Source organism: Bacillus sp. BK450 (assembly GCF_004364885.1).
Taxonomy (GTDB): domain Bacteria; phylum Bacillota; class Bacilli; order Bacillales; family Bacillaceae; genus Bacillus; species Bacillus safensis.
Genome location: NZ_SOBQ01000003.1, coordinates 516,440 through 539,408, shown reverse-complemented (window position 1 = coordinate 539,408; position 22,969 = coordinate 516,440). Strand labels below are relative to the sequence as shown.

The following is a 22,969-nucleotide window of genomic DNA, read 5'->3' as shown; positions in this document are numbered from 1 at the left end:
AAGAGCCCTCATCCAGCTTCCTCTCCCTTTTGACCGCTTGTTTTCATCAGCTGATGAACGGCCTCTTTCACAGCGGCCTCATTTGGTTCTTTTAAAAGGGTCATAAACGGAAGATGAGCCACCCACTCAAAACCCTCCATCACCTTATGATCAAAAGATCTAAGGACAACACACGGTGTATGAGTGATCGCACAAAAGATCATACCATGCAGACGATCTGTCACGACGACTTGCGCTTGTTTTAACTCCGTCCACAAAGACGTTAACTCCTCTAAGCGAGTTGTTCGATCGACTCGTTTGCCAATTGTCGTTGTGATCAAACCGACTTGATCATATGTCTCTTGGATATGCTGCTGCAGCTGCTGGCGCTCCTCCTTTGTGAGATATGCTTCTTGATCCTCACGCAGACAAAGCAGAACCCCTTTACGTGTTTCATCCTTTGATGATTCGTCTAATGACAGCACCATATCAGGCTGTTTCCACACATCTTGATCAGGAAAATGCTGCTTCATCCATTCATAGGTTGTTTGATCTCTTGCCATGAGGAGCAGTCTTGGATGCTGACTATACGTGTGAATGGCGCGGCGTTCCTCTCGTTTCCCTCTCTTTGTTTCTGTAAAATGTACAGTAGCAGGCAGCTGGATCATGGGATAGGACTTGAAGGTCTTGATGATAAATTGTCTCGTCCATTCTTCGTACCGGTATAAATCCCCCATATTGCCCCCACCGATCATACAGACGATGTCTTCTGGATGCCGGCTGCGCTTTAGTGGACGGGCAAGGCGATAGATCTCTTTCATGTCCACTTCTATGATGTCATAGGCTGGAAAGTGTTTCTTTAAAAAACAATAACTCGCATAGGCAATCGCATGATCCCCTAAATTATCATGGCCCGGCAGCAGCGTGAGAATGATTTTCTTCTGATGACTCAGCTCTGGCAGCCTTTGGCGGCTCAGTCTATACTCAAGCGGATATTTGACCTTTAAGAGCAGCCACTCTGCGGTTTTTGCCTTCAATTGCTGCACTGTCAATCCCATCACCCCTATTTCCTTGTCTGATATTCGATCCATTTTTGATAGCTAGAAGCCGCGGCAGAAAGCGGATAAACCAATCGGCACTTAGCAAGAAATAAAATCATTCGCTTTCGTACTGTGAGCTTCGATGGTTCCACTTGTTTGACGGCATGCTGAAAAGCATCATGTGTGACCATTTCACGCATGTGATCAAGCTTTTCCTGAATAGAGAGATCATTTTGGCTCTTCCATTCGTTGAGCATACAATGAAGCGTATGATTGACGATAAAAAAGTCTAATGCTTTCTCATACAGAGAGATGTCATCATGCTCTTTTAAAAAAGAGCGCTGTGCATGATAAAAGGTCAGTCCATGATGAAAATACTGCTTCTGATATCGCTGTACAATAGATGACAGATGAACCCTGTAATAATAAAGAGGCTCATGAACAAAAGCGATACTGCGTGCTAAAGAAAAACAGCGCAGCGTCACATATTGATCTTCAATGTTCTCTAGCTCACCCCGCAGCGGAAATCGAATGTGGTGATTTTCCATAAAGGCACGCCGATACAGCTTATTCCATGAGAATCCAGTCAAGTCTCCGTGTAATAACGCTTTGATTACATCCGTTTTTTCGGCTGAGCGCTTGTCTAACAGCGTCGTTGCTATCGTTCGCTTTGACTGTTCAAATTGAATCCAATACTCGCTCACAACAAGATCTGCCCCGGTCATTTCGGCTTTTTTATACATAGCTTCACAGTAATGAGGAGCGAGAATATCATCTGAATCCACAAAGGCGAGATACGTCCCTTTCGCTTCCTCGATGCCCCGGTTTCTCACAGCGCCTAACCCTTGATTGGATTGATGGATTACCCGGAATCGCTCATCACGCTCAGCAAATGTTTCAAGCCATTCACCGCTGCGGTCGGTCGATCCATCATTGATAAGAATGACTTCTATATCGGAAAAACTTTGATCTGCAATTGATTGAAGACATTGCTCCACATATTGACTCGTATTATAAACTGCGACCAATAGACTGATAGCTGGCATTACAGCATGCCCCACCTTTCTTCAAATCTACTTATTAAATATCGTTCTATACGGCAAAACCGAAGAATCGAACGGCATCAGCATGATGCTGTACAGAATATAGCAAACAGCAATCCCTACATACATAAACACATTAGACCGCTGATCAAAAATGCGTGTGAAATATGGCAGTAAAATGAGCTGATACAAGCCAAAATAAATATGAAATCTTGCATAAATGACATCCTTCGTTGCAAGGATGCCAAACAAGAAACCAAGCAAACAAAAATTCACAATGTAATCACTCTCAGGCGTCAGTTCACGAAGTCGTTTTCGATAAAAGAAAGCAAGCAGAAGCGGCAAAATCAAGACACCAATTTTTGTCACATTCATTCCATTCGTATTCGTTGTGAGCCATTCCTCGTAATGACCATATGAACTGCCTTGCAGCATCACGACAAACACTGAGACAAAACGGTCATAAAGAGCGGTTAAGCCTAAGAACACCAGGCATAAGACTAGCATCATCCAAGACCAAGCCTTTGTTCTCACAATAAAATACACAGGAATCATGATGAGAGCGGATGAATGAAACAATGAACATACAAGGACGAGCGGAAAATACAATTTCCACTGACCATTGATCACCAACCGAATGGCATAAAAAAGAATCGCTGCCACCATATACTGGCGCATGCCATTAAATGACGCATAATAATGAAAGGTCCCAAGAAAAAGCAGCATACTCAGCTCAAATGGACGGCCATATTGAATAAGCGTCTTGATGATAAAAAAATAAGTAATGGCTCCGACTGAGATATACATGATTTGCGGATCATGAGACAGTTGATTAAGCATCCATAAAATAAACGTAAACCCCGGATCCGTTGCGGCCTTATCCACACCGAAGCCGAATATATGCCAAGGCTTTTCGTAGTTGATGGAGAACTCATACATCTGGCCATATGTGACAAAATCGGTTCCTACTTTATACCGAATACCAGCTACGATACAAAGAAACAGAAACGGAAAAAACACCAGAAGCTTATTAGGCCGCCATCCGCTTTGAATGGTATCATCACGCCTGCCGTAAAATGCGGCAAAGCTCGACCATAAATAGACCATGATCATGTTCACCAAATAAACCGCCATCTGCCCTTCCTTCCTTACAGTCCATATAGATTCATCACACGTGTAATATTCTGTTTCACATCAAATCCTCTTTGTTCAAGCTGAGAGGTAATGGTCTCTTGAAGAGGAGGTTCTGCATGATATGCTTCAAGCACCGCCTTCATCCATTCATGCGCGGACTCTCGCAGGGACATCCTTTTCACAAGCCCGCAGCCTAAATCTACTTCCTCTGTAATATGATCTGAAATCACACAAGGCAGACCAGACGCCTGTGCTTCCACTAATACAAGCGGAAGACCTTCAAACAAGGAAGGCATCACAAATACATCAAATGCTTTCATATACTGTGGAACGTCTGATACGACGCCTGTAAAGACAATGTCCTCCATCAAGCCTGCCTTCTCTGCATACGATTCGACTACTTGCTTCAGCGGTCCATCTCCTACGAGGACAAGCTGAAATGAAACCCCTTGCTTCTTTAAGGTCTGTGCCAGCTCCATAAAAAAAACATGATTTTTTTGCTCATGGAACCGCCCAATATGACCGATGACCATGTTTTTTTCGCGAAGATGGAGCTGCTTTTTCATCTCTGCCTTTTCGTCTGGATCAGGCTGAAAAAAAAGGGATAAATCTATCCCATTTGGAAGCACCTCAACTTGCCCGTTCTGCATTTTTTTCTGTCCAAATAAAAAGACACCGGCATCCTCGCCGCATGCAACAAGCTGTGTAGAGAATGCAAAAATCAGCTGGCGAAATCCTTTGAGCATCATATGATCCAGCCAGTTTGGCGACTGCTTCCACGCTGTATTATGTGAATGGCAAATGCGCACCTTTACACCCGCTAGTTTTGCAGCAAGTGCGGAAAAACCCGTCTGAAAATCCGTATGTGCATGCACTGCCTGATAGGGCCCTGTTTGCCTAATTGTCTTGGTCAATGTTTTCACAAAAGCAACCGGAGAGGACGCCCCAATACTTGGGACGTAAAAGATGCGCCCCCCAAGCCGGCGAATTTCCTCATCATAATCACAGACGTCCTGCCGGTGAGTAATGAAATCAAATTGAAGGACATTTCTGTTGAGTGCACGATAGATGTTCATAATCATCGTTTCAGCTCCGCCGCGGTTCATTCCGCCCACAATATGAAGCACGCGCTTTGGCTCACTCATCTTGAACCGCCCTCCTCTTCAGCATAGACGCCGACAGCTTCCGGCGATGATAAAGCTTCATGATCTTCGGTGACAAGCAGGCACGGACCACCGGCTTTAGAGCAAATAAATAGTCAAGCGGCGACAGCTTTAATAGCCAGCATGCTTTCAAAACGAGCCAGGCATTATCCATCGAATATCGAAACTTTCGCCGCTGAAAGGCCGCTTCATCCTCTCTCACCAAATATAACGGCTCTTGTAAATTAAAACCTTTCCTCCCAGCAGCAAAAAAGCGGATCCAAAGATCGATATCTTCCATCCGCCTTGTTGTTTTTACAGAACGATAGCCTTGTAAAGCCTTGTAAGCAGAAGCCCTCATCATAATGGTCCCATGACAAAAAGGAGTCCCTCTTGCCAACACCTTCCGATCAGGCTCTGAAACAAGTGCCCGCACACCCTTTGTTCCCGTTTCATCAAAAACCGTCATTGCCGTACCGACCACATCATATTCAGGATATGTATCGAGGAAATGAACCTGTTTTTCTAAACGAACAGGCACTGATAGATCGTCGCCATCCTGCCTTGCAATCAACTCTCCCCTCGCTTCAGCCAGGCAGCGATTGAGACTGGCAGCGAGTCTTTGATTTTGTTGATTGCGGATCAGGCGAATTCTTTCAGGATGTCGTTTTGTATAAGACAGCACTTTCTCATAAGTGCCATCTGTTGATGCGTCATCACATATGATGAGCTCCCAGTTTTCATATGTTTGATGAAGAATAGATTCAATGCTTTCTTCTACTGTCTCTTGGCAATTGTAGACGCCCATGATCATAGATACCTTTGGTTTATGCATGCTGTATCACCTTCTCTGCTTGATCCATATAGATTGTATAAATTTCTTCCATTGCACTGACCGTCTGCTCCTGTGCAAATGCATGAGCCATAGAACGTCCCGCTTTTCCCATGAGAAGCAGCTGATCTTTTTTGTCATAGAGCTGCTGCAAGTAATCAGCTAAACTATTCACATCTTGCGGTTTAACTAAAAAACCATTGACGCCATGTTTGACAAGCTCACAATGTCCTCTATTCTCCGTTGCAACCACAGGTTTTTCTGCCGACATCGCTTCAAGCAGGTTCATGCCGAGCCCTTCTCTCAAGCTGGTGGAAACACATACATCGCTCATATGCATCCATTCCTCCATTTGTTTGCAAAACCCAGCAAAGTGGACATGATTTTCAAGATGGAGCTGGCGGGTAAGCTTTTCATAGTTCGGCCTCATTGTCCCTTCCCCGGCAAATACGATCTTTATATTTGGTATTTTCCTAGACAGCTGTGCACATGCTTTGATGAGCATCCCTTGATTTTTATTCGTATTTAATTCACCAGCACACAGCACGATAAAATCTTCCGAGGAAAAGCCATAGGCTGCGCGAAGGCTCTGCTTCTCTTTTTCATCGACAGGTGCGAACCGCTTCATATCCACACCCATACCGGGCACATAATAAACAGATGTCCGCTCTTTTGATAGACGGTCGGCTCTTTTAAAATCTTCTCCATTAATGGTGATCAGAGCGTCTGTATAGCGGGCGAGAAATCTCTCTATTGGATAATAGAGCAGCCAGTTTTGAAGCGGCGCCCCCTGCCAAAAGTGAAAGCCATGTGCCGTGTAAAGAACCTTCGTTCCTTTTTTGCGCGTACCTTTGGCTGCGAGCCTGCCAATGACACTTCCCATTGGTGTGTGGCAATGGATGAAATCATAGTGCTCTTTCGCTAACAGCTTCTTCAGTTCTACATACGCAAGCCGGTTGCGTACATGAAAAGGAGAGCGCTGAATCGGAATAGAGTGAGCTTGATTCACATAGGGCAGCTTCAGCTGGCCGTTTGCCGCTGTATGCACTTCCCATCCTTGTTCCTGAAACCACCGGAAATACGGAAGATGAAAGGCCTTAAAGTGATAATCAACCGTTGCGCAAAACAAGACTTTTTTCTTCATTGGCAAGCGCTTCCTCCTCTCGTGTCATCTGATCGGACAACATATCATGCGACTCAATGGCAGCAAATAATGCTTGTCTCATTTGCTCTTCATTCATCATGTCAAATTCATGGATAAAGCGGTTCAGCACATATGGGTCACCATCCAGCGCATGGCCGATGTGAATTTTCGGGAAGATTTGCTCCTGTGCTTTTTCATGCTGGTTGAGTAATTCCTCGTACATTTTCTCTCCAGGACGAATGCCTGTGAAAGTGATTGGAATCTGGTCTGTGGTGTAGCCTGAGAGGTGAATGAGGTTTTCTGCGAGGTCCACGATTTTCACTGGCTCCCCCATATCTAAAACAAAAATCTGTCTTCCTTCTGCCAGTGCACCTGCCTGAATCACAAGCCTTGATGCTTCTGGGATGGTCATAAAATATCTTGTCATGGCTGGGTGTGTGACCGTCACCGGCCCGCCTTGCTCGATTTGTTTCTTAAAAATAGGGATGACGCTCCCTCTGCTTCCGAGCACATTTCCAAATCGTACAGCGACAAATTTTGTTTCGCTGCTTGCCCCCATTTGCATGATCAGCATTTCAGCAAACCGCTTTGTGGCTCCCATCACATTGGCAGGGTTGACCGCTTTGTCAGATGAGATGAGGACGAATGTTTCAATGCCGTGCTCGTGTGCGGCTTCTGCGACATTTTTTGTCCCGATAATATTGTTTTTCACAGCTTCTTTCGGACTGATCTCCATGAGCGGGACATGCTTATGTGCCGCAGCATGATAAATCATATCCGGCTGAAATTGACCAACGATTTCACTCATTTTCTGTTTATCTTGAATATCCGCAATTTGTGGATAGAGTCTGATGCTGCCTCCATATAATTCTTTCAGCTCTAGTAAAATAGAATGAATGCTAAATTCTCCATGTCCCACAAGTACAATCGCTTGAGGAGCAAACACACAAATTTGACGGCAGATTTCTGATCCAATTGATCCGCCTGCCCCTGTGACCATGATTGTTTTTCCCTTTAAATGAGCAGATAGACGGCTCGTATCTAATTGAATCGGTTCTCTCCCTAGTAAATCCTCTGGCTGTACATCCCGTAATTGATTCAGCGCATGGGTTCCTTTTAAAATCTGCTCCATTTCCGGCATGATCTGTGTTTTGACTCCGGTCGCGACACATTCCTTATACAGCCCTTTTAAGGTGTGGCTGCTTTTGGACGGAATGGCGATGATGATCTTCTGAATATCCATCATCACGACAGCTGTTTGAATTTGTTCTTTTCCTCCTATAACAGGCAGACCCATAATTTCAAGCCGATGTTTCGTCTTGTCATCATCGATGAAGGCGACTGGCTCAATATGTACATCACTCGATTGCTGAAGCTGACGAACGAGCATGGTTCCCGCTGATCCGGCGCCAATGATTAACGCCCGCTCCTTTTCTGCCTGAAGCCGCTTTGCCCCGTCATGAAATAGCCTGGAAGCCATACGAGAGGCACCGATGAATAAGATATGAAAAAGCCACACGATGAATAAAAACCGAAATGGCCATGTCTGCACGAAAAGGTACAGCATCGTCATCGAAAATAAAAAAGAACACACAAAGGTCTTCATTAAAGAGAATAACTCTCTTACTCCTGTATAAGCCCATACTTGCTTGTACACATGAAACATGCAGGCAAATATATGGTGCCCAATGAGCAGACTGAGTGAAGAAATGGCGAGCATTTCAAATGTATAAACGGTTAAAGCCGCCTCTTGGACAAATTGAAAACCAAAAAAGACGGCAACTAAGATGAGATATGAATCTAGTGCTACGATGATTGATAATCTTTGGGCGTAAGTCAACGCTCCTCCCCCTTTTTAAAGCATCACTATTCTTACGTAACATGGGCATCAAACCCGTCCTCACATCCCACTACTGATGACGAGCATCTAAGGCACGGTTATGCCCACAGCAGGATCGAGTGCCTCCATTGTTAAAGATTAGGAGACATCACCTATCAATCTTTTTAATACATATACAGCCTGCCCTTTTTCTCTTTCTTGCCATTTAGCATAGCTCCAAGCAGTTTACTTGTTGTTCCTTCTAATACTTCTTTTGATTTCTTCACAGCAGCAATCTTTGTTTTGCCGCTTAAGACAACGAGAATGCTCCCATCCGTCCGGTTCGCCAAAATCTTTGCATCTGCAACTGGCAGAAGCGGTGTGGAATCAACAATCACCATGTCATATTGCTGTTCAATCTCATAAAATAACTGCTTCATTACAGAAGAGGAGAGCAGCTCAGCTGGATTCGGCGGAATGGTTCCGCTCGGAAGCAGCTCTAAATGCTCAATCGGTGTCGGTAAAATAGCTTCTTCCAAGCTGCAATTATTTAATAGCACATTCGTCAAACCGGTATGATGACTCAAGTCAAAATATTCATGGACGGCCGGCTTTCGCAAGTCAGCATCCATGAGCAGCACCCGCTTGTTCTGCTGTGCAAAAACAGCTGCTAAGTTTGCAGCCGTAAATGATTTCCCTTCCTTCGGTAAGGAGGAGGTCACTAATATCGATTTCAGCCTTGTTTGGATCGATGTGAATTCGATGTTTGTTCGGATCGTACGGAATTGTTCCGCAATGACAGAGTGAGGATTTAATACAGAAATACAGGATAAATCTCTCTTTTCTCTTTTCTTCCTCTTAAAGATCAATGTTCTGTCCTCCCGTTATGACGGACTGCTTGTCTTTTTTGGCCCTCCTGTCTGCCTGCATCTGATAGACACTGCCAAGCGACGGCAATCCGATCTCTTCTCTTATTTGATGTGTTCGTTTTACAGTATCATCGAGTAAATTCATTAAGAAAATGAGTGTCATGCCCCCTAATAAAGAGGCGCCTAGTGCCAGAACGATATGAACGAACTTCCTTGAATTCATCAGAATCGTGTTGGACAGCTTGGCTTCAGACAAAACATTAATGCGATCCATATTCATTGTTTTTTTGATTTCTTCTTGCAGCACCTCTGTTGCGGTATTCGCAATGGCGACTGCCTTCGCGCGATCCTCATCTTGTACAGAAATATTGATGACCTCAGACTCATTTTCTGTACTTGTGGCAATTTTGTGTTTTAGTCCTTCTGCTGATTCTGTGAGATGAAGTGTTTCTTTTACTTTTTCAATGACGATTGGGCTTTTTAATAAAACTTGAAAGGTACGTGTATATTGAAGGTTCATCTGAATATCGTTTAAATCTGCTTGTGCGTCATTGCTGCGTTTATGAACAAGAATTTGAGTGGTTGCCTGATATACAGGAGTCGAGACATAGAACTGATAATAGGCTGAAATGCCCGTTACGATCAGGACAATCAGGATCAGAAGGGCCATTTTCTCTTTAATGACAGAAAACAGCTGCTTAAAACCTATATTCTCATTCATAGATACCTCCCGATTTCATCATAAAAAGGTTATATATGGTTTCTTTTTGTTAATGATTGGATTATAAAAGATAATACCCGCAAAGAAAAATGTCATAATAGGTCTTATAGTTCTTTTTAAAGAACGAAATCGTTCGTTTTCTTTTGTTTACTTCCTGATTCTTACGTTTTTGAATTTTATAAAGAACAATTTATTTCTTATAATGAACGAAAAGGTCGCAGAACTATTCGCCGGTGAGAAGGGAGATCATTGATCGAATGATAGGCAAGGTGATACGCATTTACCGAAAGAGAAAAGGATACTCGATTCAGCAACTGGCTGAGGATGCTCATGTCTCTAAGTCATATTTGAGCAAAATTGAGCGTGGTGTCCACAGAAATCCATCTGTCCAGTTCTTAAAAAAGGTATCTTCTTCACTAGAGATTGATTTACAAGAGCTGTTTGATGCAGAGACAATGATGTTTCATTACGCTGAGGGTGGTGAACACGAATGGCGGGAGCATATCGTAAGTGCCGTCCAATCAGGCATGCCTAAAGAAGAGCTCTATCAGCTGCTCCAAACGTACCGAAAGGAGCAGGAAGAGAAGTCGTTACATGTCACCCATAGAAAGCTGACTGATTCAAATATCGCAGAGTGGAAGCGTCTAATGAGTGAAGCAAAGGCAATTGGCTTAAGCATTGAGGAAGTAAAAGCTTTCCTCAACAACATGGGAGAACGCCGGGCGTAAGCCTTTCAGGAAGAATGATTGCGGGGAGAGGCGTTTGACGCTTCGATGAAAAAGAGCCTTTGATTCATGAAAGGCTCTTTCAGACTGTTGACAAAGGGCTAAAATGATTTTTATTTTAGCCCTTTGTCTTCTTTTCAGCGTGATAGAAAACCTTTGCAGCCCTAGGAAGGGCGAGTACCGGAGCGGAGCGAATTGAAACATTCGTGAGCACCGGAGCGCAGACCTGCGGGCGAATGCGAGGGTTTGTCTACACGCTGAAAGAGCCTTTGATTCATGAAAGGCTCTTTCTTCTGTTATTCTTCTTTTTTTGTTCGTGCTTTTTTCGTTATATCATTGTTTTTCCAATAGGCCCATAGTGATGTAATTCCCAGAAAGGCCAGTGTGATGAATTGCTGAACACCTTCTTCATCAATAGGAATTGGGCTTTTTCCCGCAGCAGTTAGCGCACTGTTAACAAGCGCCAGTAAAAGCAGTACAAGCCTTGCAATTGTACCTGCACTAATTTTTTGAACCTCCAACTGTAACCCCTCCCTTTCCTCTTCTCACGGGCGGTATTGCTCGTTCTCTCTCATATGTATGCATCAGCCGAATGAATAGAAGAACGAATCAAAAAAAGAGACATCATTCCTATATGCGGAATGATGCCTGATTTCATTTGCTATTTATTTAGAAAACATCTCTTTTGCTTCATCCAATGCCATTTTATTGCCTAGAGCTGAGTAATCGAGCCAAGGCTGATCGGCAATCGGATAGACTTGGTTTTTCTTCACTGCTTTTAGACCCTTCCAAATCGGAGTCTTTTCTAATTGCTTGAATGCCTGCTGCGCTTTATCATCACGGTTGACAACGACAAAAATCGCATCAGCATCATAATCAGGAAGAACCTCTTGAGAAATCACTTCAAATGGGCGCTTGCTGTCCAGCTTTTTCACACCATCGACAGGTGTCAGGCCTAAATCCTCGTATAAAATAGGACCCATTGGGCGCTTCATGCTAAATACGCGAAGCTCCTTTGCTGTCACACGGATCGCCATGACTTTTCCGTTTCCAATCTTTTTCTTGATGAGCGATTTGACCTCTTTTGCTTCTTGATTGTAATTCTTAATATATTGATCCGCTTCTTTTTCTTTATTGACGTGTTTGGCGATTTTTTTCAAATGATCCCGCCATGTGCCATCATTTAAATTAAACACTTCTGTTTTGGCGATCTTCTTATATTTCGATAGGTCTTGTCCGGCTAATTCTTCATCAACATAAATGACATCTGGTTGTAACGCAAGCAGTGATTCCATATCTGGATCAGATGCAATGCCGAGCTTCTTCGTCTGACTCAGCTGCTTTTTCGCATGTGGAAGGAAATCTTTTAAGTCTCCTCCTACAACAGAGCCCGCCGGTTTGATACCGAGTGCTAACAAGTCATTTGTTAAATGAATAGACAAGGAAGCAATCTTTGGTGTGCCATTGGTCTTTTCATTTGTTGTATTTTTTGTTTCCTGTTGTCCGCAAGCGGCAAGCAGCAAGAAACAGAGCGTTAATCCAAATACTAGTAGTTTTTTCATGATGAGTTCCTCTTTCATATTTATTTCGTTTTAGTTAATAAATAGAGAAAATACGGGGCACCGATAAAGGCCACGACCACACCCGCCGGTATGGCATTTGGAGCAAAGATAGAACGTCCGATTGTATCGGCACTGACCAAAATCAACAAGCCAAGCAGCGCACTAACTGGTAAAAAATACTGATGCAGTGAACCGACAAGCCTCCTAGCCAAATGCGGGGCGACGAGGCCAATAAAGCCAATACCACCTGTCATTGAAACACTTGCACTCGCGAGGCCTACCGCTAAGGTCAAAAGGAGAAGACGTTTACGCTGGACACGTACACCTACACTTGAGGCGACAGCATCTCCTAATGTCAATGCATTGAGCGTGTTCGTCTGCATTAGCGTAAGCGGCACAAGGCATACAATCCAAGGCAGAAGCGCCAGCACATGAATCCAGTCTCTCCCCCATACATTGCCCACAAGCCACCTTGAAGCAAACGTGTATGTATCTTCATCCAGCTTCAATGACAAATATAAGGTGAGTGCACTAAATCCCGCAGCAACCGCAATGCCAACTAAGATCAGCCGGATAGGAACAAGCCCTTCATGCCGGTCATATGCAAGAAGCACGATGACAGCTGCCGCAAGCAGTCCGCCGCCAAACGTAAAGAGCGGAATAAGAAGAGACGGATTGCCTTCAAGTGCGTGAAAATATGTCACAAACACAATTAAGCCAAAGGCTGCCCCTGCATTCAATCCAATAATCCCAGGATCGGCCAGCGGGTTACGGGATAAGCTCTGCAAAATGCCGCCAGCAATGCCAAGACCAATACCAGCTAACATCGTCACCACAATTCGAGGCAGACGATAGTCAAACAGCACCGTTTCACTTTGGAAATCTCCAAAGCCAAATAACGTCTTGACGACCATGACAGGGCTTAGTTTCAGCGTACCGGTATTTAAACTATACAGCACAACAGCCGCACTCAGGCAAAGCAAAACGAGTGTCACGACAAGAGCACGCTGTTTCTCTCTCATGACAGGTTCCTCCCTTCTTTTCTGGCAATGTATAAGAAGAAAGGAACACCAACAAGTGCCACCATCACGCCAATGGCAAGCTCTCTTGGCGGATTGACTGTACGGCTGGCAAGGTCTGCAAAGACAAGCAGCATTGCGCCTAACATCGCTGACATCGGAATAACGAAACGATAGTCTACACCAACCAGCTTTCGTGCAATATGCGGGATGACGAGACCGACAAACCCAATCGACCCGACTGCTGATACAGAAACCCCTGCTAATAACACAGCAGCGGTCATGCCTAGTATTCGCACTTGTCGGGTTTTCACCCCTAAATTCGCCGCTGTATCTTCACCGAGCGATAGTAAGGAAAGTGACCGGCCCAATAGCATTGCCCATACGATCACAATCAGAATGACGGGGGCAAGAATCATCAGCTGCGGCCATTTCACACCAGCTACCCCGCCTGCATACCAAAAAGCCAGATCCTGACTCAGGTCAAAATAAATCGCAACCCCAGAGCTGAGCGCATGAAGCAATGCGGCTACAACCGCTCCTGCTACAGTGAGGCGCAGCGGTGTCAATACGCCGCCAGCCGCCCCAATCGCAAAGATCAGCAGCGTACTGAGCACAGCACCAATAAAGGAAAAAAACATCAGTGCTGAATAAGGCATTCCTGGGAAAAAAGCAAAACAGAGAGCGACCACAAACATCGCACCGCCATTAATGCCCAAAATCCCCGCATCTGCCAGTGGATTTCTTGTGATGCCCTGCATAAGAGCACCCGCTACGGCAAACGCCGCTCCCACTAGAGCTGCCCCTAAAACCCGAGGAAGTCTTAATTCATGGATGATCTGCTGCTCTGTAATATTTGACTGGTAGTCAAATACAGCTGTCCAAACCGTTTGCAGAGACAATGTTTTCGCACCGTATGACACAGCAAAAAACATGGCAGCCGCTAAACCAATGACGGCGAGGAAAAATATCAAAAAGAACAGAATATGTGATGATCGTTTTTGTTGAGGTTTTCGCTTATCCTGCAAAATCGGTGTCATCCTTTTCTTCATTAAAAGTCAGTTTGAAAATGAGAATCATAATCAACAAAATTATAGCCGCCAGCCTCTAAAAAATCAATGTACACCCTATTTTTTAATTAATGAAGGTATGTGCAGGGCAGAGAGGGGAGATTTCTTTTTGCCGCTCAGAACGGCCTATCATTTTTTCTCATAGTTTAATAGGAAAATAGTTGACATTTCGCATGAATATCCCCTAAAATTACAAAAGTAAGTCAAATGTTATAAAAATATTACAAACAGATGTCAAACTAATAAAGAATGACCCGTCATGAGAGGAGATTTGAAAGTTGTGTCAGTAAAGGGAAAATGGAGTATCGTCCTATTTGCGCTTGCAGTCGTCATTGGAGCAGTTGCTTTCTTTCAAAATCAACAAGCAAGCGGTACAGAGAAGAAAAATGTAAAGCAGGATACGAACTATAAAAACGTAGAAATTGTCACTCTCGTAAATGACGGGAAATTTATGAGATATGCAGTCAACTATCCTCTTTTTCATCAAAAAGAGCTAGATGACAAGATTCAAAGCTATGCCAATTCGGCATTAGAGCATTTCAAAAAAACATTCAGTGAAGCAAAGGATATCGATGAACATAAACGCTATGAACTGAATATTGATTATGAAATGGTGCACTATGCAAAGCAGTCTGCTGCCATTCGTTTTACGACCTATACGTATACTGGCCAGCAAAATGGAACCACCAATCATCTCACGATTAACTTTGATTTTCAGAAAAAAACCTTTCTTGACACAAAAGATCTATTTCTGTCTAAAACCAATTATTTAAAGAAATTATCCTATATTACATATACAGAGCTTCGGAAGGACAAAACCTTATCTAAGGATCAGCCTCTCCTTCAAAAAGGAACAGCCCCTGATGCTCAAAACTTCAGTCAATTTGCCTTAAAAGACAAATATGTAGAATTTTATTTCCCTGCATCTCAAGTAGCCGCAGAGGATCTTGGTCCGCAAACACTAGCGATCAAAAAGACATTGCTGAAGGACATATTAAAGCCAGAATATATGGATAAACTGAAAAATAAAAATGAAATGAAAGAACCGAATCCAAAAAGAAAAGCCGTCAAGCTGCCGCAAAAATCAAAGCTTGACCCGAATAAAAAAGCCATCGCACTCACATTTGATGATGGACCGAATCCAGCGACAACCTCAAAAATTTTAGATGCGCTGAAGGCAAATAAAGGACATGCTACCTTTTTCGTATTAGGCAGCAGGGTGCAATATTACCCTGGAATGCTTGCCGATATTTTAAAAGGCGGGAATGAGATCGGAAACCATTCCTACAATCACCCTTTATTAACAAGACTGCCTTTAGATGAAGCGGTCAAACAAGTGAAGGACACCCAGCAGCTGATTGAGAAAGCGAGCGGATATACACCTACGCACTTTAGACCGCCATATGGCGGTACAAATCAAGATATCAATCATGCAATTGGGATGAAGGTCACTTTGTGGGATGTTGATCCAGAGGATTGGAAAATCCGCAACAGCCAGCAAATCACAAACCGCGTTCTCTCACATGCAGCCGATGGCAGAACAGTGTTAATGCACGATATTTATGAAAGCTCAGCCCAAGCTGCCGTAAAGATCATTCATGAACTCACCAAACAAGGCTACCAGCTCGTCACAGTGAGTGAACTTGAACAATTAAAAAAAGAACGACATGAACAAACCCCTGTCGAGTAAACAGGGGTTTTAGATTGTTGACAAAGGGGTAAAATGATCTTTATTTTAGCTCTTTGTCTTCTTTTCAGCGTGATAGAAAACCTTTGAAGTCTAGGAAGGACGAGTACCGGAGCGGAGCGAATTGAGCATTCGTGAGCACCGGCACGCAGGACTGACAACGAATGCGAGGGTTTGTCTACACGCTGAAACCCCTGTAGAGTAAACAGGGGTTTTCTTTTACGACTCCAAAGACTTTTTTTGTTTCAATAATGCTTGAAATGTCTCTTCAAGCTCTTGCGACGGCTCAATACTTAAACGGCTGAGCACTTCAGACAGCTGCATATCAATTAACAGAAGCTCCTCTTCTCTATTTGTCACAGCTGGTTTTTCTTCCTTTTGTTTATAGGCTTCATATGTGCCGTCAAATCCTTCAATACGTTCCTCATGAATATGGAAAATACGAGTGGCAACCTCTTCAATCAGCCTGCGATCGTGGGAAACAAACACAACGGTACCTGGGTAATCCTTCAATAGACCTTCAAGTGCTTCAACTGCCGCCAGATCTAAAAAGTTCGTCGGTTCATCCAGCATGAGAACATTGGCATCACTGACGAGTAAGGACGCAAGCATCGTCTTCACCCGTTCTCCCCCGCTTAAAACCTCAACAGGCTTGTGCACATCATCCCCTCTAAATCCTAGTCTCGCCAAAACCGTTCGAACCACTGTCTCATCTTGAACTGCCTCTTTCAGCGCATTTTGTAAAATCGATTCATCTACCTTCAATCCTGACAGATCCTGACGAAAATAGGCTAGCTTGACAGCCTCTGAACGAGTAACGCCGGGGTCTCCATTCACTAACATACGGAGAAATGTCGTTTTGCCGCTCCCGTTTTTTCCGATAATGGCAACCTTGTCTCCGCCCCTCACTTCCACATTCGCCTGCCTCCAAAGCACTTTATCTCCCGCCTTGCCATCTACATTTTCCACTCTCAAAATGGTACGGCTTGCTGTTTCCTTCATCGTATGCTGAGTCATTTGAATGGGCTGAATGTCCTTTACCTTCTCAACCTTTTCTAATTTCTCCATCCTTGTTTCAATGGATTTGGCTGTTTTTTGCAGTTTTTTTTGCTTATTTGCATAGTAGGGCTTTGCAATTTTAGGTCCTGAGGATTTCACCTTTTGGGAGGGCTTTGTCGCTTTGTCCGCCTTTTTCTTTTTCTTTTCAAGTGCATGCTCTAACTGTTTTTTCTTTTGTGTATAGGCTTCATACGCTTCCACCTGCTGACGATGCGCCAGCTCTTTTTGCTGTGCAAAATGTGTGTAATTGCCTTTGTAATGATGAAGCTTCCCATGATCCAGTTCCCAAATCTCCGTACATATTGCATCTAAAAAAGCACGATCATGTGAAACAACAATGAGAGCTCCTTGATAATGACGCAGCTTATCTTCCAGCCACTCAATATGCTCTGTATCCAAATGAGTGGTCGGTTCATCTGCTAATAAAAGGGCAGACGGCCGGCTTAATGCTCTTTCAATATAAGTTTGGGTCATTTCACCGCCACTCTGTCTGCCGTCTCCTTGTTTCAATTGAGGAAGCAGCGTACAGACCGCTGTGGCGGCAACCGTGCCGCTGTCTGGTGTTTCCTGTCCTGCCAGCACATGCAATAAAGTCGTTTTTCCGCTGCCATTTGTCCCTACAAGACCAATGCGATCACCTTGATGGATGGCTAGCTCCTCAATATCAAATAACAAGCGATCTTTTCGAAATACCTTTAACTGATTGGCTTTTAGTAACATCCAATCCTCTCCTTTCGTATCAGGAGACATGAAAAAGCCTCCCATTCTCAGAATAGGAGGCAAAATGGTGTACAAAAATAAGCGGATTGATCCAGTATGGTGTGCCGTTCCTATTTGAACGCACACATCCCACGTATCAATCATCTCATTCTTTGATTCCCAAGCTGTACCATCCTATTCCGAAGCTAAAAAATGAAAACGCAGCAAACATGGCAAACTGATCGTTTGCTCACTGCCTTCGTTCGTTCATTTTGCTTACAGGTCATAGGATTAGTACTTCATTGCATTGGGTCACCCTTCCGTCGTTTGTTACGTATACGATAAAAGATTGGTTATTTTTTGTCAAGCTGAAATGGCATAAGTGAGTCGATTAACTGGAGTGTAAATGGATGGGACACTTCAAACAGTTCGTCCTTTTTGCATTCTTCCACTAGGCTTCCTTCATGTAAAAATAGAAGGTGGTCACATAGATACACCGCTGCTTCTACATCATGAGTAATGAGAAGCATGGTCATGTCTAGCTCTTGTTTTAATGTCATAAGCAGATCCAATATTTGTACTTGAACAGAGACATCCAGTGAACTCAAGACTTCATCTAGTATAAGAATGGCTGGGTGCGTTGATATAGCTCGTGCGATGCACACTCGCTGGAGCTGACCGCCGCTTAGCTGATGAGCATATTGATTCAGCACAGACGAGGGCAGTCTGACTTGCTCAAGTAATGACAAAACCTTCTGATCCATATTCTGATTCTGCTTTAACAAACGCATCGGTTCTGCTATGATCTCTTTCACCGTAAAGGAGGGATGAACAGAAGATAGATAATCTTGAAAGACAACACTCATTTTCCCCCGATTCACCCTCCGCCATTTGTCAGCTGTCATACCATCAATTTGTACCTCGCCTCCATCTATTTTTTCTAAACCGAGCAGGATACGTGCCAATGTACTTTTGCCACTGCCGCTCTCACCGACTAATCCGGCACATTGTCCTTTTTCGATTTGAAACGAAACATTTGATATGCGGTCTTTTGGTTTCTTTTGTTTTGAAAAAAGACCTTTCTTCTCACCGTGTTTGACTAGATCGAAAGCTGTGATCAACATGGAAACGCCTCCACTCTCTTCTGCTGCCGCAGTGCTTCAGCAGGGGCAGATAATCGAAGCCTCGTCTCAAGTAATTGCTTTGTTTGGGGATGCTCGGGTGATGTGAACAATTCCTTGGCTGACCCATGCTCAAGCATTACTCCTTGGTGCATAACCATCAATTCATCAGCGATTTCCTGAACGACGCCTAGATCATGCGTTATGACGATTAAGGTAACACCCGTTTCTTCCTTTAGACTGTGTAATTGTCTGATGACTTCACGCCGATTAAAGGCATCAAGCGATGCAGTTGGCTCGTCTGCAATGATCATGTCTGGAGAAAGCATCATCGTGATGCCAATCATCACACGCTGAAGCATTCCTCCAGACAGTTCATACGGATATTTTTTCATCAAATCATATGGATTTTTTAAATGAACACGTGTAAGCCCAGCCATAGCATGTGCTTTCCCTTCTTTCCCTCGTAAGCCCAAATGCTGCTGAAATGTTTCCACCATTTGATGACCTATCGTTTCGATAGGATTGAATGCATTCATGACATCCTGTGAGATGAAACCTATTCGTTTCCCCCGCCATTGGTGCGCTTCTTGATTTGTTAATGTTTTGCCGTCAAAAATAATCGTTCCTTCCACTTCTAGCGAAGGGGCGACAAGATCAATTAACGCTTTGGCGACAGTTGATTTTCCACTGCCACTTTCTCCAATGACGGCTAAACAGCGTTGTTGATGTAAAGAAAATGTGATATTCGTCACTATATTCTTTTGCTGCTGTGGATCATGTACGGACAGATTTTTTACGTCGATTAAAGGCAAATGGCCTCACCCCTTTCTTTCTGGTATGATGCATGGCAGGATTCGCGGCATGCTGAAGGCTGTCTCCTAAAAAGCTCAATGCCATGACCACAAACAAGATGGCAAGTCCAGGCGCAAGCATATGGGCTGGATGTGTCACCATGACATTCTTCGCCTCATTGAGCATCATGCCCCATTCTGGTGTAGGTGCACTCACACCTAATCCAAGAAAAGACAGTGCTGATATATTTAAGATCACCCAGCCCGCATCAAGTGTCGCAAAAACAGCAATTTCTCCTGAGATGCGAGGAAATAGATGTCTCCTCAATATGTAAAAGGGTTTGCCGCCAGTCACCTTTGCAAATTGAACAGAAGGTTCATTCGCATATTGAAGGACAGACGAACGAATCATTCTTGTATACCAGGCCCATTTCGCTAGGACATTGGCCAAAATAATATTGAATAGTCCAGGTCCGAGTATTCCCACAACCGCAAGAATCATCACCTCTGCTGGAAAGGACAGCATGACATCACACAGCCTCATCAAAACCCCATCCACCTTTCCTCGAAAGAAGCCTGCCATGAGTCCAAGTGCGCTGCCAATGAGCATCGTGATACACATCGTCAGCATAGCTGCAAGCATTGTTGTCCGAATGCCATATAAAAGCCTCGATAATACACATCTCCCTAGATGATCCGTTCCGAGTGGGTAAGTAAGACTGATACCGGCATATTTTTGAAGAATGTTCGTATTTGTTGGGTCATGTGGTGCTAACATTGGAGCAAACAGTCCAGCTAATGCGACAAGCGCTAACAGCCAGATTGAAAGAATCGCCATACGGTCTTTTCTTAATTGATGCCACCCTATCATTGTTGTCATACCTCCTTTCGCAATTGCGGATTCATGGTCATTTGCAGCATATCAGCGATGAGATTGCACATAACAAACAGGAACCCCATCACAAACAAATAGGCTTGAATAATAGGGAAGTCAGCATGGAAAATAGCAGTTATACACAACCGGCCAACCCCTGGCCAAGCAAAAAGGTTCTCAATAATGACAGTTCCCGCAATGAGCTTTGGAATAGACATGCCAAGTGCTGTTACCGCTAATTGCAGGGCATGCCTCATGACTTTCAGTTGAACAGTTCGTTCCTTTAAACCACGTGCTCTTGCATAAAAAACAAAGGGCTCGTGCTGAAATTTTAGAATTTGATTACGTATGAGTCTCACATAGGTCGATAAGTAGCCTAATGATAATGTGACAGCTGGAAGAAGAATCGATTTGAACCCTTCCATTCCACTCGTATTAACCCAATTGAATTTGACAGAAAAAAGCCAAATCAACAAAATCCCCAGCCAAAAACTAGGCATTGAAGCGGCGATAAACACAAAGGCTCTCAATAAACGATCCACCCAAGTGTGAGCAGCATATGCACAGATCACCCCGAACAATAAACTGAGCACTATGATAAAAAAGAGCGCTGCTCCTGCAAGCTGCAATGTCGCAGGCAGCGCCTCCATGATAAGATCAAAAACGGGCTCCTGAGTGACATAGCTCCTGCCAAAATCACCTGTTAATCCATTTTTAAGCCATGTGGCATAGCGGATGAAAAATGGCTGGTCTAAGCCTAACTCCTGCCGCATCGATTCAATCATTTCTTCTGTTGGAGTGACTTGATTCACCCGCAAAGCGACCTCTGCTGGATCACTTGCCCGCATCGTCAGCAGTACAAAAGCAAAGAAGGTGATAAAGATCATAAGCGGAAAAAGCATCAGTATTCGTTTTAAGAGATAGCGAGTCATGTCTCTGCCTCCGTTTTATGACGCAAAATACATACGGTCAAATGGGATTTCATACTGAGACACATGAAAACCTACGCCTTTCAGGCGCTTATTATAAACAGCCTTTGTCACAGAATAAGAGATTGGGAGGTAAACATTTTCATCATGGATATACGTCAATATTTCTTGATACATTTGTTTCCGCTTTTGCTCATCTGGTTCTACTAATACTTCCGTAATCGTCTCGTCCAGCCACTTTTTCTTTTTCAGTCCTAATTGAGCTTGATAATCAGCATGGGATGCTACACGGAATGAAGAGACATAAGTTTGTGGATCATAAGGAAGCCCCCAAGACAGCGAGTACATCAGATCGAACTTTCCTGTTTTTTGGCGATCTAAGAATGCCTGTTTTTCTTCTCCTCTAATATCCAGCTTGATCCCCACCTGCTTGAAATCTTGTTGAATCGATTCACTGATCGTTCTTTCCCCTGCATTATCGGAATTATAGTAAATAGCCACACTCAGCAGTTTGCCATTTTGATAGCGATACCCGTCTTCTTTCATCCTCCAGCCTGCCTCATCCAATATTTCCTCTGCTTTCTTCTTTTGATAAGTTTTCTTTTTCAGTGGAATATCTGCGTATGGGACAGAAGGAGCAAGCAATGTGTGTGCCACCTTTTCCGTTCCATTTAAAATGCCTTCAGTGATCATGTCCTTTTGAATGGCGTATTGAAAAGCTTCTCTTATTTTCGGATCTTTTGTGATTGGCTGGTTTGAATTAATCACAATCGATCTTGAACCAACAGGAGGGCTCACGGTGACACCATATTGCCCTGCTTCTTTTAAAGCCTGGAATGAGTCTCCATCAATCATGTCACCATCTGCTCCAAATAAAAGATCAATCTCTCCTTTTTGAAGCGCAAGTAAGATGGTTTGGTGATCCGGCATGACTTTCCATTTCACAGTTGAAATTTTCGGCTTTTGCCCCCAATAGTGATCATTCATTTCAAAAACGGCATATTGATTTTTCTTATGTTCCTTTAGCACATAAGGACCTGTACCTGCATAGCTTTTAACTCCTTTTGCAGTCGTTCCATCAATGAAGCTTTTTGGAGAAATAAAACGGAAGGGGCGTGTTAAGCCCAGCTCTTCTAACGTAGGATAATAAGGCTCTTTCAACGTGAGAACAAATGTATCGTCATCTACCGCCTTTGTGGATTTGATTTCAGATACGAGATTAAGCCAAGCGTTCTTTTCAATATTTTTGACAACAGCATCAATATTCAATTTCACTGCCTTTGCATTAAAAGGCTCACCATCTGAAAAAGTCACACCTTTTCGAAGATGAAAGGTATAGGTCCTTCCATCATTTGATATGTCCCAGCTTTTCGCTAAGGCAGGCTGAACGCCCTTCTCTGTATTGACGACAAGCGATTCAAACACCATATTTTGAGCAGCCATCTCTCCACCGTATAGATGAGGATTGATGTCCCTGATATCTTTTGTACTTGCATACACGAGCTCATCTTCTTCTCTATCATTGCTGGAGGATGCTTTGTTTTCAGAGCATGAGGCCAATAAAAAACAAGCCATCACTGAAAACAGCATCAAGGTGTATGACACGTAGGGATGCCTTTTCTCATATTTCTTCTTTATGTAAACAGGTTGATCACTCATATGTACTTCCCCCAATTCAACATTATCGTAATCATTACGATTATTAAT

21 protein-coding genes are annotated in these 22,969 nt (G+C 43.6%); 2 read left to right on the top strand and 19 right to left on the bottom strand.

Annotated elements, in window-relative coordinates:
• Positions 1–8: 8 nt before the first annotated feature.
• From EV579_RS12600 to EV579_RS12560, 9 genes are all read right to left on the bottom strand, one after another.
• A complete protein-coding gene (locus EV579_RS12600; RefSeq protein WP_133744545.1) occupies positions 9–1,037 on the bottom strand; it encodes a polysaccharide pyruvyl transferase family protein in 1,029 nt (342 codons plus the stop codon).
• A 5-nt stretch (positions 1,038–1,042) separates the two neighbouring features.
• Entirely contained in the window at positions 1,043–2,065 is a 1,023-nt protein-coding gene (locus EV579_RS12595) for a glycosyltransferase family 2 protein (RefSeq protein WP_133744544.1), read from the bottom strand.
• A 27-nt stretch (positions 2,066–2,092) separates the two neighbouring features.
• A complete protein-coding gene (locus EV579_RS12590; protein WP_025094022.1) occupies positions 2,093–3,196 on the bottom strand; it encodes an EpsG family protein in 1,104 nt (367 codons plus the stop codon).
• Between the two features lie 14 nt (positions 3,197–3,210).
• Entirely contained in the window at positions 3,211–4,341 is a 1,131-nt protein-coding gene (locus tag EV579_RS12585) for a glycosyltransferase family 1 protein (RefSeq protein WP_133744543.1), read from the bottom strand.
• Positions 4,334–5,173, bottom strand: coding sequence for a glycosyltransferase EpsE (gene epsE / locus EV579_RS12580; RefSeq protein WP_073207494.1), 840 nt, complete (start codon positions 5,171–5,173; stop codon positions 4,334–4,336). The genes EV579_RS12585 and epsE overlap by 8 nt, the downstream gene beginning before the upstream one ends.
• Positions 5,166–6,314 (bottom strand): glycosyltransferase family 4 protein, encoded by a 1,149-nt coding sequence (locus EV579_RS12575; protein WP_133744542.1) that lies wholly within the window; start codon positions 6,312–6,314, stop codon positions 5,166–5,168. The genes epsE and EV579_RS12575 overlap by 8 nt, the downstream gene beginning before the upstream one ends.
• Entirely contained in the window at positions 6,280–8,154 is a 1,875-nt protein-coding gene (locus tag EV579_RS12570; RefSeq protein WP_044333948.1) for a polysaccharide biosynthesis protein, read from the bottom strand. The genes EV579_RS12575 and EV579_RS12570 overlap by 35 nt, the downstream gene beginning before the upstream one ends.
• A gap of 164 nt (positions 8,155–8,318) precedes the next feature.
• Positions 8,319–9,002 (bottom strand): CpsD/CapB family tyrosine-protein kinase, encoded by a 684-nt coding sequence (locus EV579_RS12565; RefSeq protein ID WP_024423527.1) that lies wholly within the window; start codon positions 9,000–9,002, stop codon positions 8,319–8,321.
• Positions 8,992–9,723: a YveK family protein gene (locus EV579_RS12560; protein WP_024423528.1), complete on the bottom strand. Its 732-nt coding sequence runs from the start codon at positions 9,721–9,723 to the stop codon at positions 8,992–8,994. The genes EV579_RS12565 and EV579_RS12560 overlap by 11 nt, the downstream gene beginning before the upstream one ends.
• A gap of 257 nt (positions 9,724–9,980) precedes the next feature.
• On the opposite strand from EV579_RS12560, the gene slrR reads away from it, so the two are divergent.
• Entirely contained in the window at positions 9,981–10,451 is a 471-nt protein-coding gene (gene slrR, locus EV579_RS12555) for an HTH-type transcriptional regulator SlrR (protein ID WP_024426096.1), read from the top strand.
• A 293-nt stretch (positions 10,452–10,744) separates the two neighbouring features.
• Here slrR and EV579_RS12550 read toward each other — a convergent pair whose 3' ends face one another.
• The 4 genes from EV579_RS12550 to EV579_RS12535 all read right to left on the bottom strand — a co-directional run bounded on the left by EV579_RS12550 (position 10,745) and on the right by EV579_RS12535 (position 14,057).
• Positions 10,745–10,969, bottom strand: coding sequence for a phage holin (locus EV579_RS12550; RefSeq protein WP_024423530.1), 225 nt, complete (start codon positions 10,967–10,969; stop codon positions 10,745–10,747).
• 144 nt (positions 10,970–11,113) lie between these two features.
• Positions 11,114–12,013, bottom strand: coding sequence for an iron-hydroxamate ABC transporter substrate-binding protein (locus EV579_RS12545; protein ID WP_370880892.1), 900 nt, complete (start codon positions 12,011–12,013; stop codon positions 11,114–11,116).
• 17 nt (positions 12,014–12,030) lie between these two features.
• On the bottom strand, positions 12,031–13,032 hold the full coding sequence (locus tag EV579_RS12540; protein WP_024423532.1) for a FecCD family ABC transporter permease: 1,002 nt from the start codon (positions 13,030–13,032) through the stop codon (positions 12,031–12,033).
• Positions 13,029–14,057: a FecCD family ABC transporter permease gene (locus EV579_RS12535; protein WP_197172951.1), complete on the bottom strand. Its 1,029-nt coding sequence runs from the start codon at positions 14,055–14,057 to the stop codon at positions 13,029–13,031. The genes EV579_RS12540 and EV579_RS12535 overlap by 4 nt, the downstream gene beginning before the upstream one ends.
• 322 nt (positions 14,058–14,379) lie before the next feature.
• Here EV579_RS12535 and EV579_RS12530 point away from each other — a divergent pair, with 322 nt between their 5' ends.
• Positions 14,380–15,789: a polysaccharide deacetylase family protein gene (locus EV579_RS12530; protein WP_133744539.1), complete on the top strand. Its 1,410-nt coding sequence runs from the start codon at positions 14,380–14,382 to the stop codon at positions 15,787–15,789.
• Between the two features lie 216 nt (positions 15,790–16,005).
• On the opposite strand, the gene abc-f is transcribed toward EV579_RS12530, so the two are convergent.
• The 6 genes from abc-f to nikA all read right to left on the bottom strand — a co-directional run bounded on the left by abc-f (position 16,006) and on the right by nikA (position 22,921).
• Positions 16,006–17,565, bottom strand: a complete 1,560-nt coding sequence (gene abc-f, locus EV579_RS12525; protein WP_208300741.1) for a ribosomal protection-like ABC-F family protein — start codon at positions 17,563–17,565, stop codon at positions 16,006–16,008.
• Between the two features lie 332 nt (positions 17,566–17,897).
• Entirely contained in the window at positions 17,898–18,668 is a 771-nt protein-coding gene (locus EV579_RS12520; RefSeq protein WP_024423536.1) for an ABC transporter ATP-binding protein, read from the bottom strand.
• Positions 18,662–19,480, bottom strand: coding sequence for an ABC transporter ATP-binding protein (locus EV579_RS12515; RefSeq protein WP_024423537.1), 819 nt, complete (start codon positions 19,478–19,480; stop codon positions 18,662–18,664). Before EV579_RS12515 ends, EV579_RS12520 begins: the two co-directional genes overlap by 7 nt.
• Positions 19,443–20,330, bottom strand: a complete 888-nt coding sequence (gene opp1C / locus EV579_RS12510) for a nickel/cobalt ABC transporter permease (RefSeq protein WP_024423538.1) — start codon at positions 20,328–20,330, stop codon at positions 19,443–19,445. The genes EV579_RS12515 and opp1C overlap by 38 nt, the downstream gene beginning before the upstream one ends.
• 5 nt (positions 20,331–20,335) lie before the next feature.
• Positions 20,336–21,265, bottom strand: a complete 930-nt coding sequence (gene opp1B, locus EV579_RS12505; RefSeq protein WP_024423539.1) for a nickel/cobalt ABC transporter permease — start codon at positions 21,263–21,265, stop codon at positions 20,336–20,338.
• A gap of 15 nt (positions 21,266–21,280) precedes the next feature.
• Complete coding sequence (gene nikA, locus EV579_RS12500) at positions 21,281–22,921, bottom strand: nickel ABC transporter substrate-binding protein (protein WP_133744537.1); 1,641 nt, start codon at positions 22,919–22,921, stop codon at positions 21,281–21,283.
• Positions 22,922–22,969: the final 48 nt, after the last annotated feature.

Bases quoted from the DNA above. Each gene is read 5' to 3' on its own strand.
- epsE (WP_073207494.1), bottom strand. From the start codon at position 5,173: ATGCATAAACCAAAGGTATCTATGATCATGGGCGTCTACAATTGCCAA.
- opp1C (WP_024423538.1), bottom strand. From the start codon at position 20,330: ATGATAGGGTGGCATCAATTAAGAAAAGACCGTATGGCGATTCTTTCA.
- EV579_RS12600 (WP_133744545.1), bottom strand. From the start codon at position 1,037: ATGGGATTGACAGTGCAGCAATTGAAGGCAAAAACCGCAGAGTGGCTG.
- EV579_RS12560 (WP_024423528.1), bottom strand. From the start codon at position 9,723: ATGAATGAGAATATAGGTTTTAAGCAGCTGTTTTCTGTCATTAAAGAG.
- abc-f (WP_208300741.1), bottom strand. From the start codon at position 17,565: ATGTTACTAAAAGCCAATCAGTTAAAGGTATTTCGAAAAGATCGCTTG.
- EV579_RS12520 (WP_024423536.1), bottom strand. From the start codon at position 18,668: ATGTTGATCACAGCTTTCGATCTAGTCAAACACGGTGAGAAGAAAGGT.
- EV579_RS12575 (WP_133744542.1), bottom strand. From the start codon at position 6,314: ATGAAGAAAAAAGTCTTGTTTTGCGCAACGGTTGATTATCACTTTAAG.
- opp1B (WP_024423539.1), bottom strand. From the start codon at position 21,265: ATGACTCGCTATCTCTTAAAACGAATACTGATGCTTTTTCCGCTTATG.
- EV579_RS12585 (WP_133744543.1), bottom strand. From the start codon at position 4,341: ATGAGTGAGCCAAAGCGCGTGCTTCATATTGTGGGCGGAATGAACCGC.
- EV579_RS12540 (WP_024423532.1), bottom strand. From the start codon at position 13,032: ATGAGAGAGAAACAGCGTGCTCTTGTCGTGACACTCGTTTTGCTTTGC.
- EV579_RS12595 (WP_133744544.1), bottom strand. From the start codon at position 2,065: ATGCCAGCTATCAGTCTATTGGTCGCAGTTTATAATACGAGTCAATAT.
- nikA (WP_133744537.1), bottom strand. From the start codon at position 22,921: ATGAGTGATCAACCTGTTTACATAAAGAAGAAATATGAGAAAAGGCAT.
- slrR (WP_024426096.1), top strand. From the start codon at position 9,981: ATGATAGGCAAGGTGATACGCATTTACCGAAAGAGAAAAGGATACTCG.
- EV579_RS12590 (WP_025094022.1), bottom strand. From the start codon at position 3,196: ATGGCGGTTTATTTGGTGAACATGATCATGGTCTATTTATGGTCGAGC.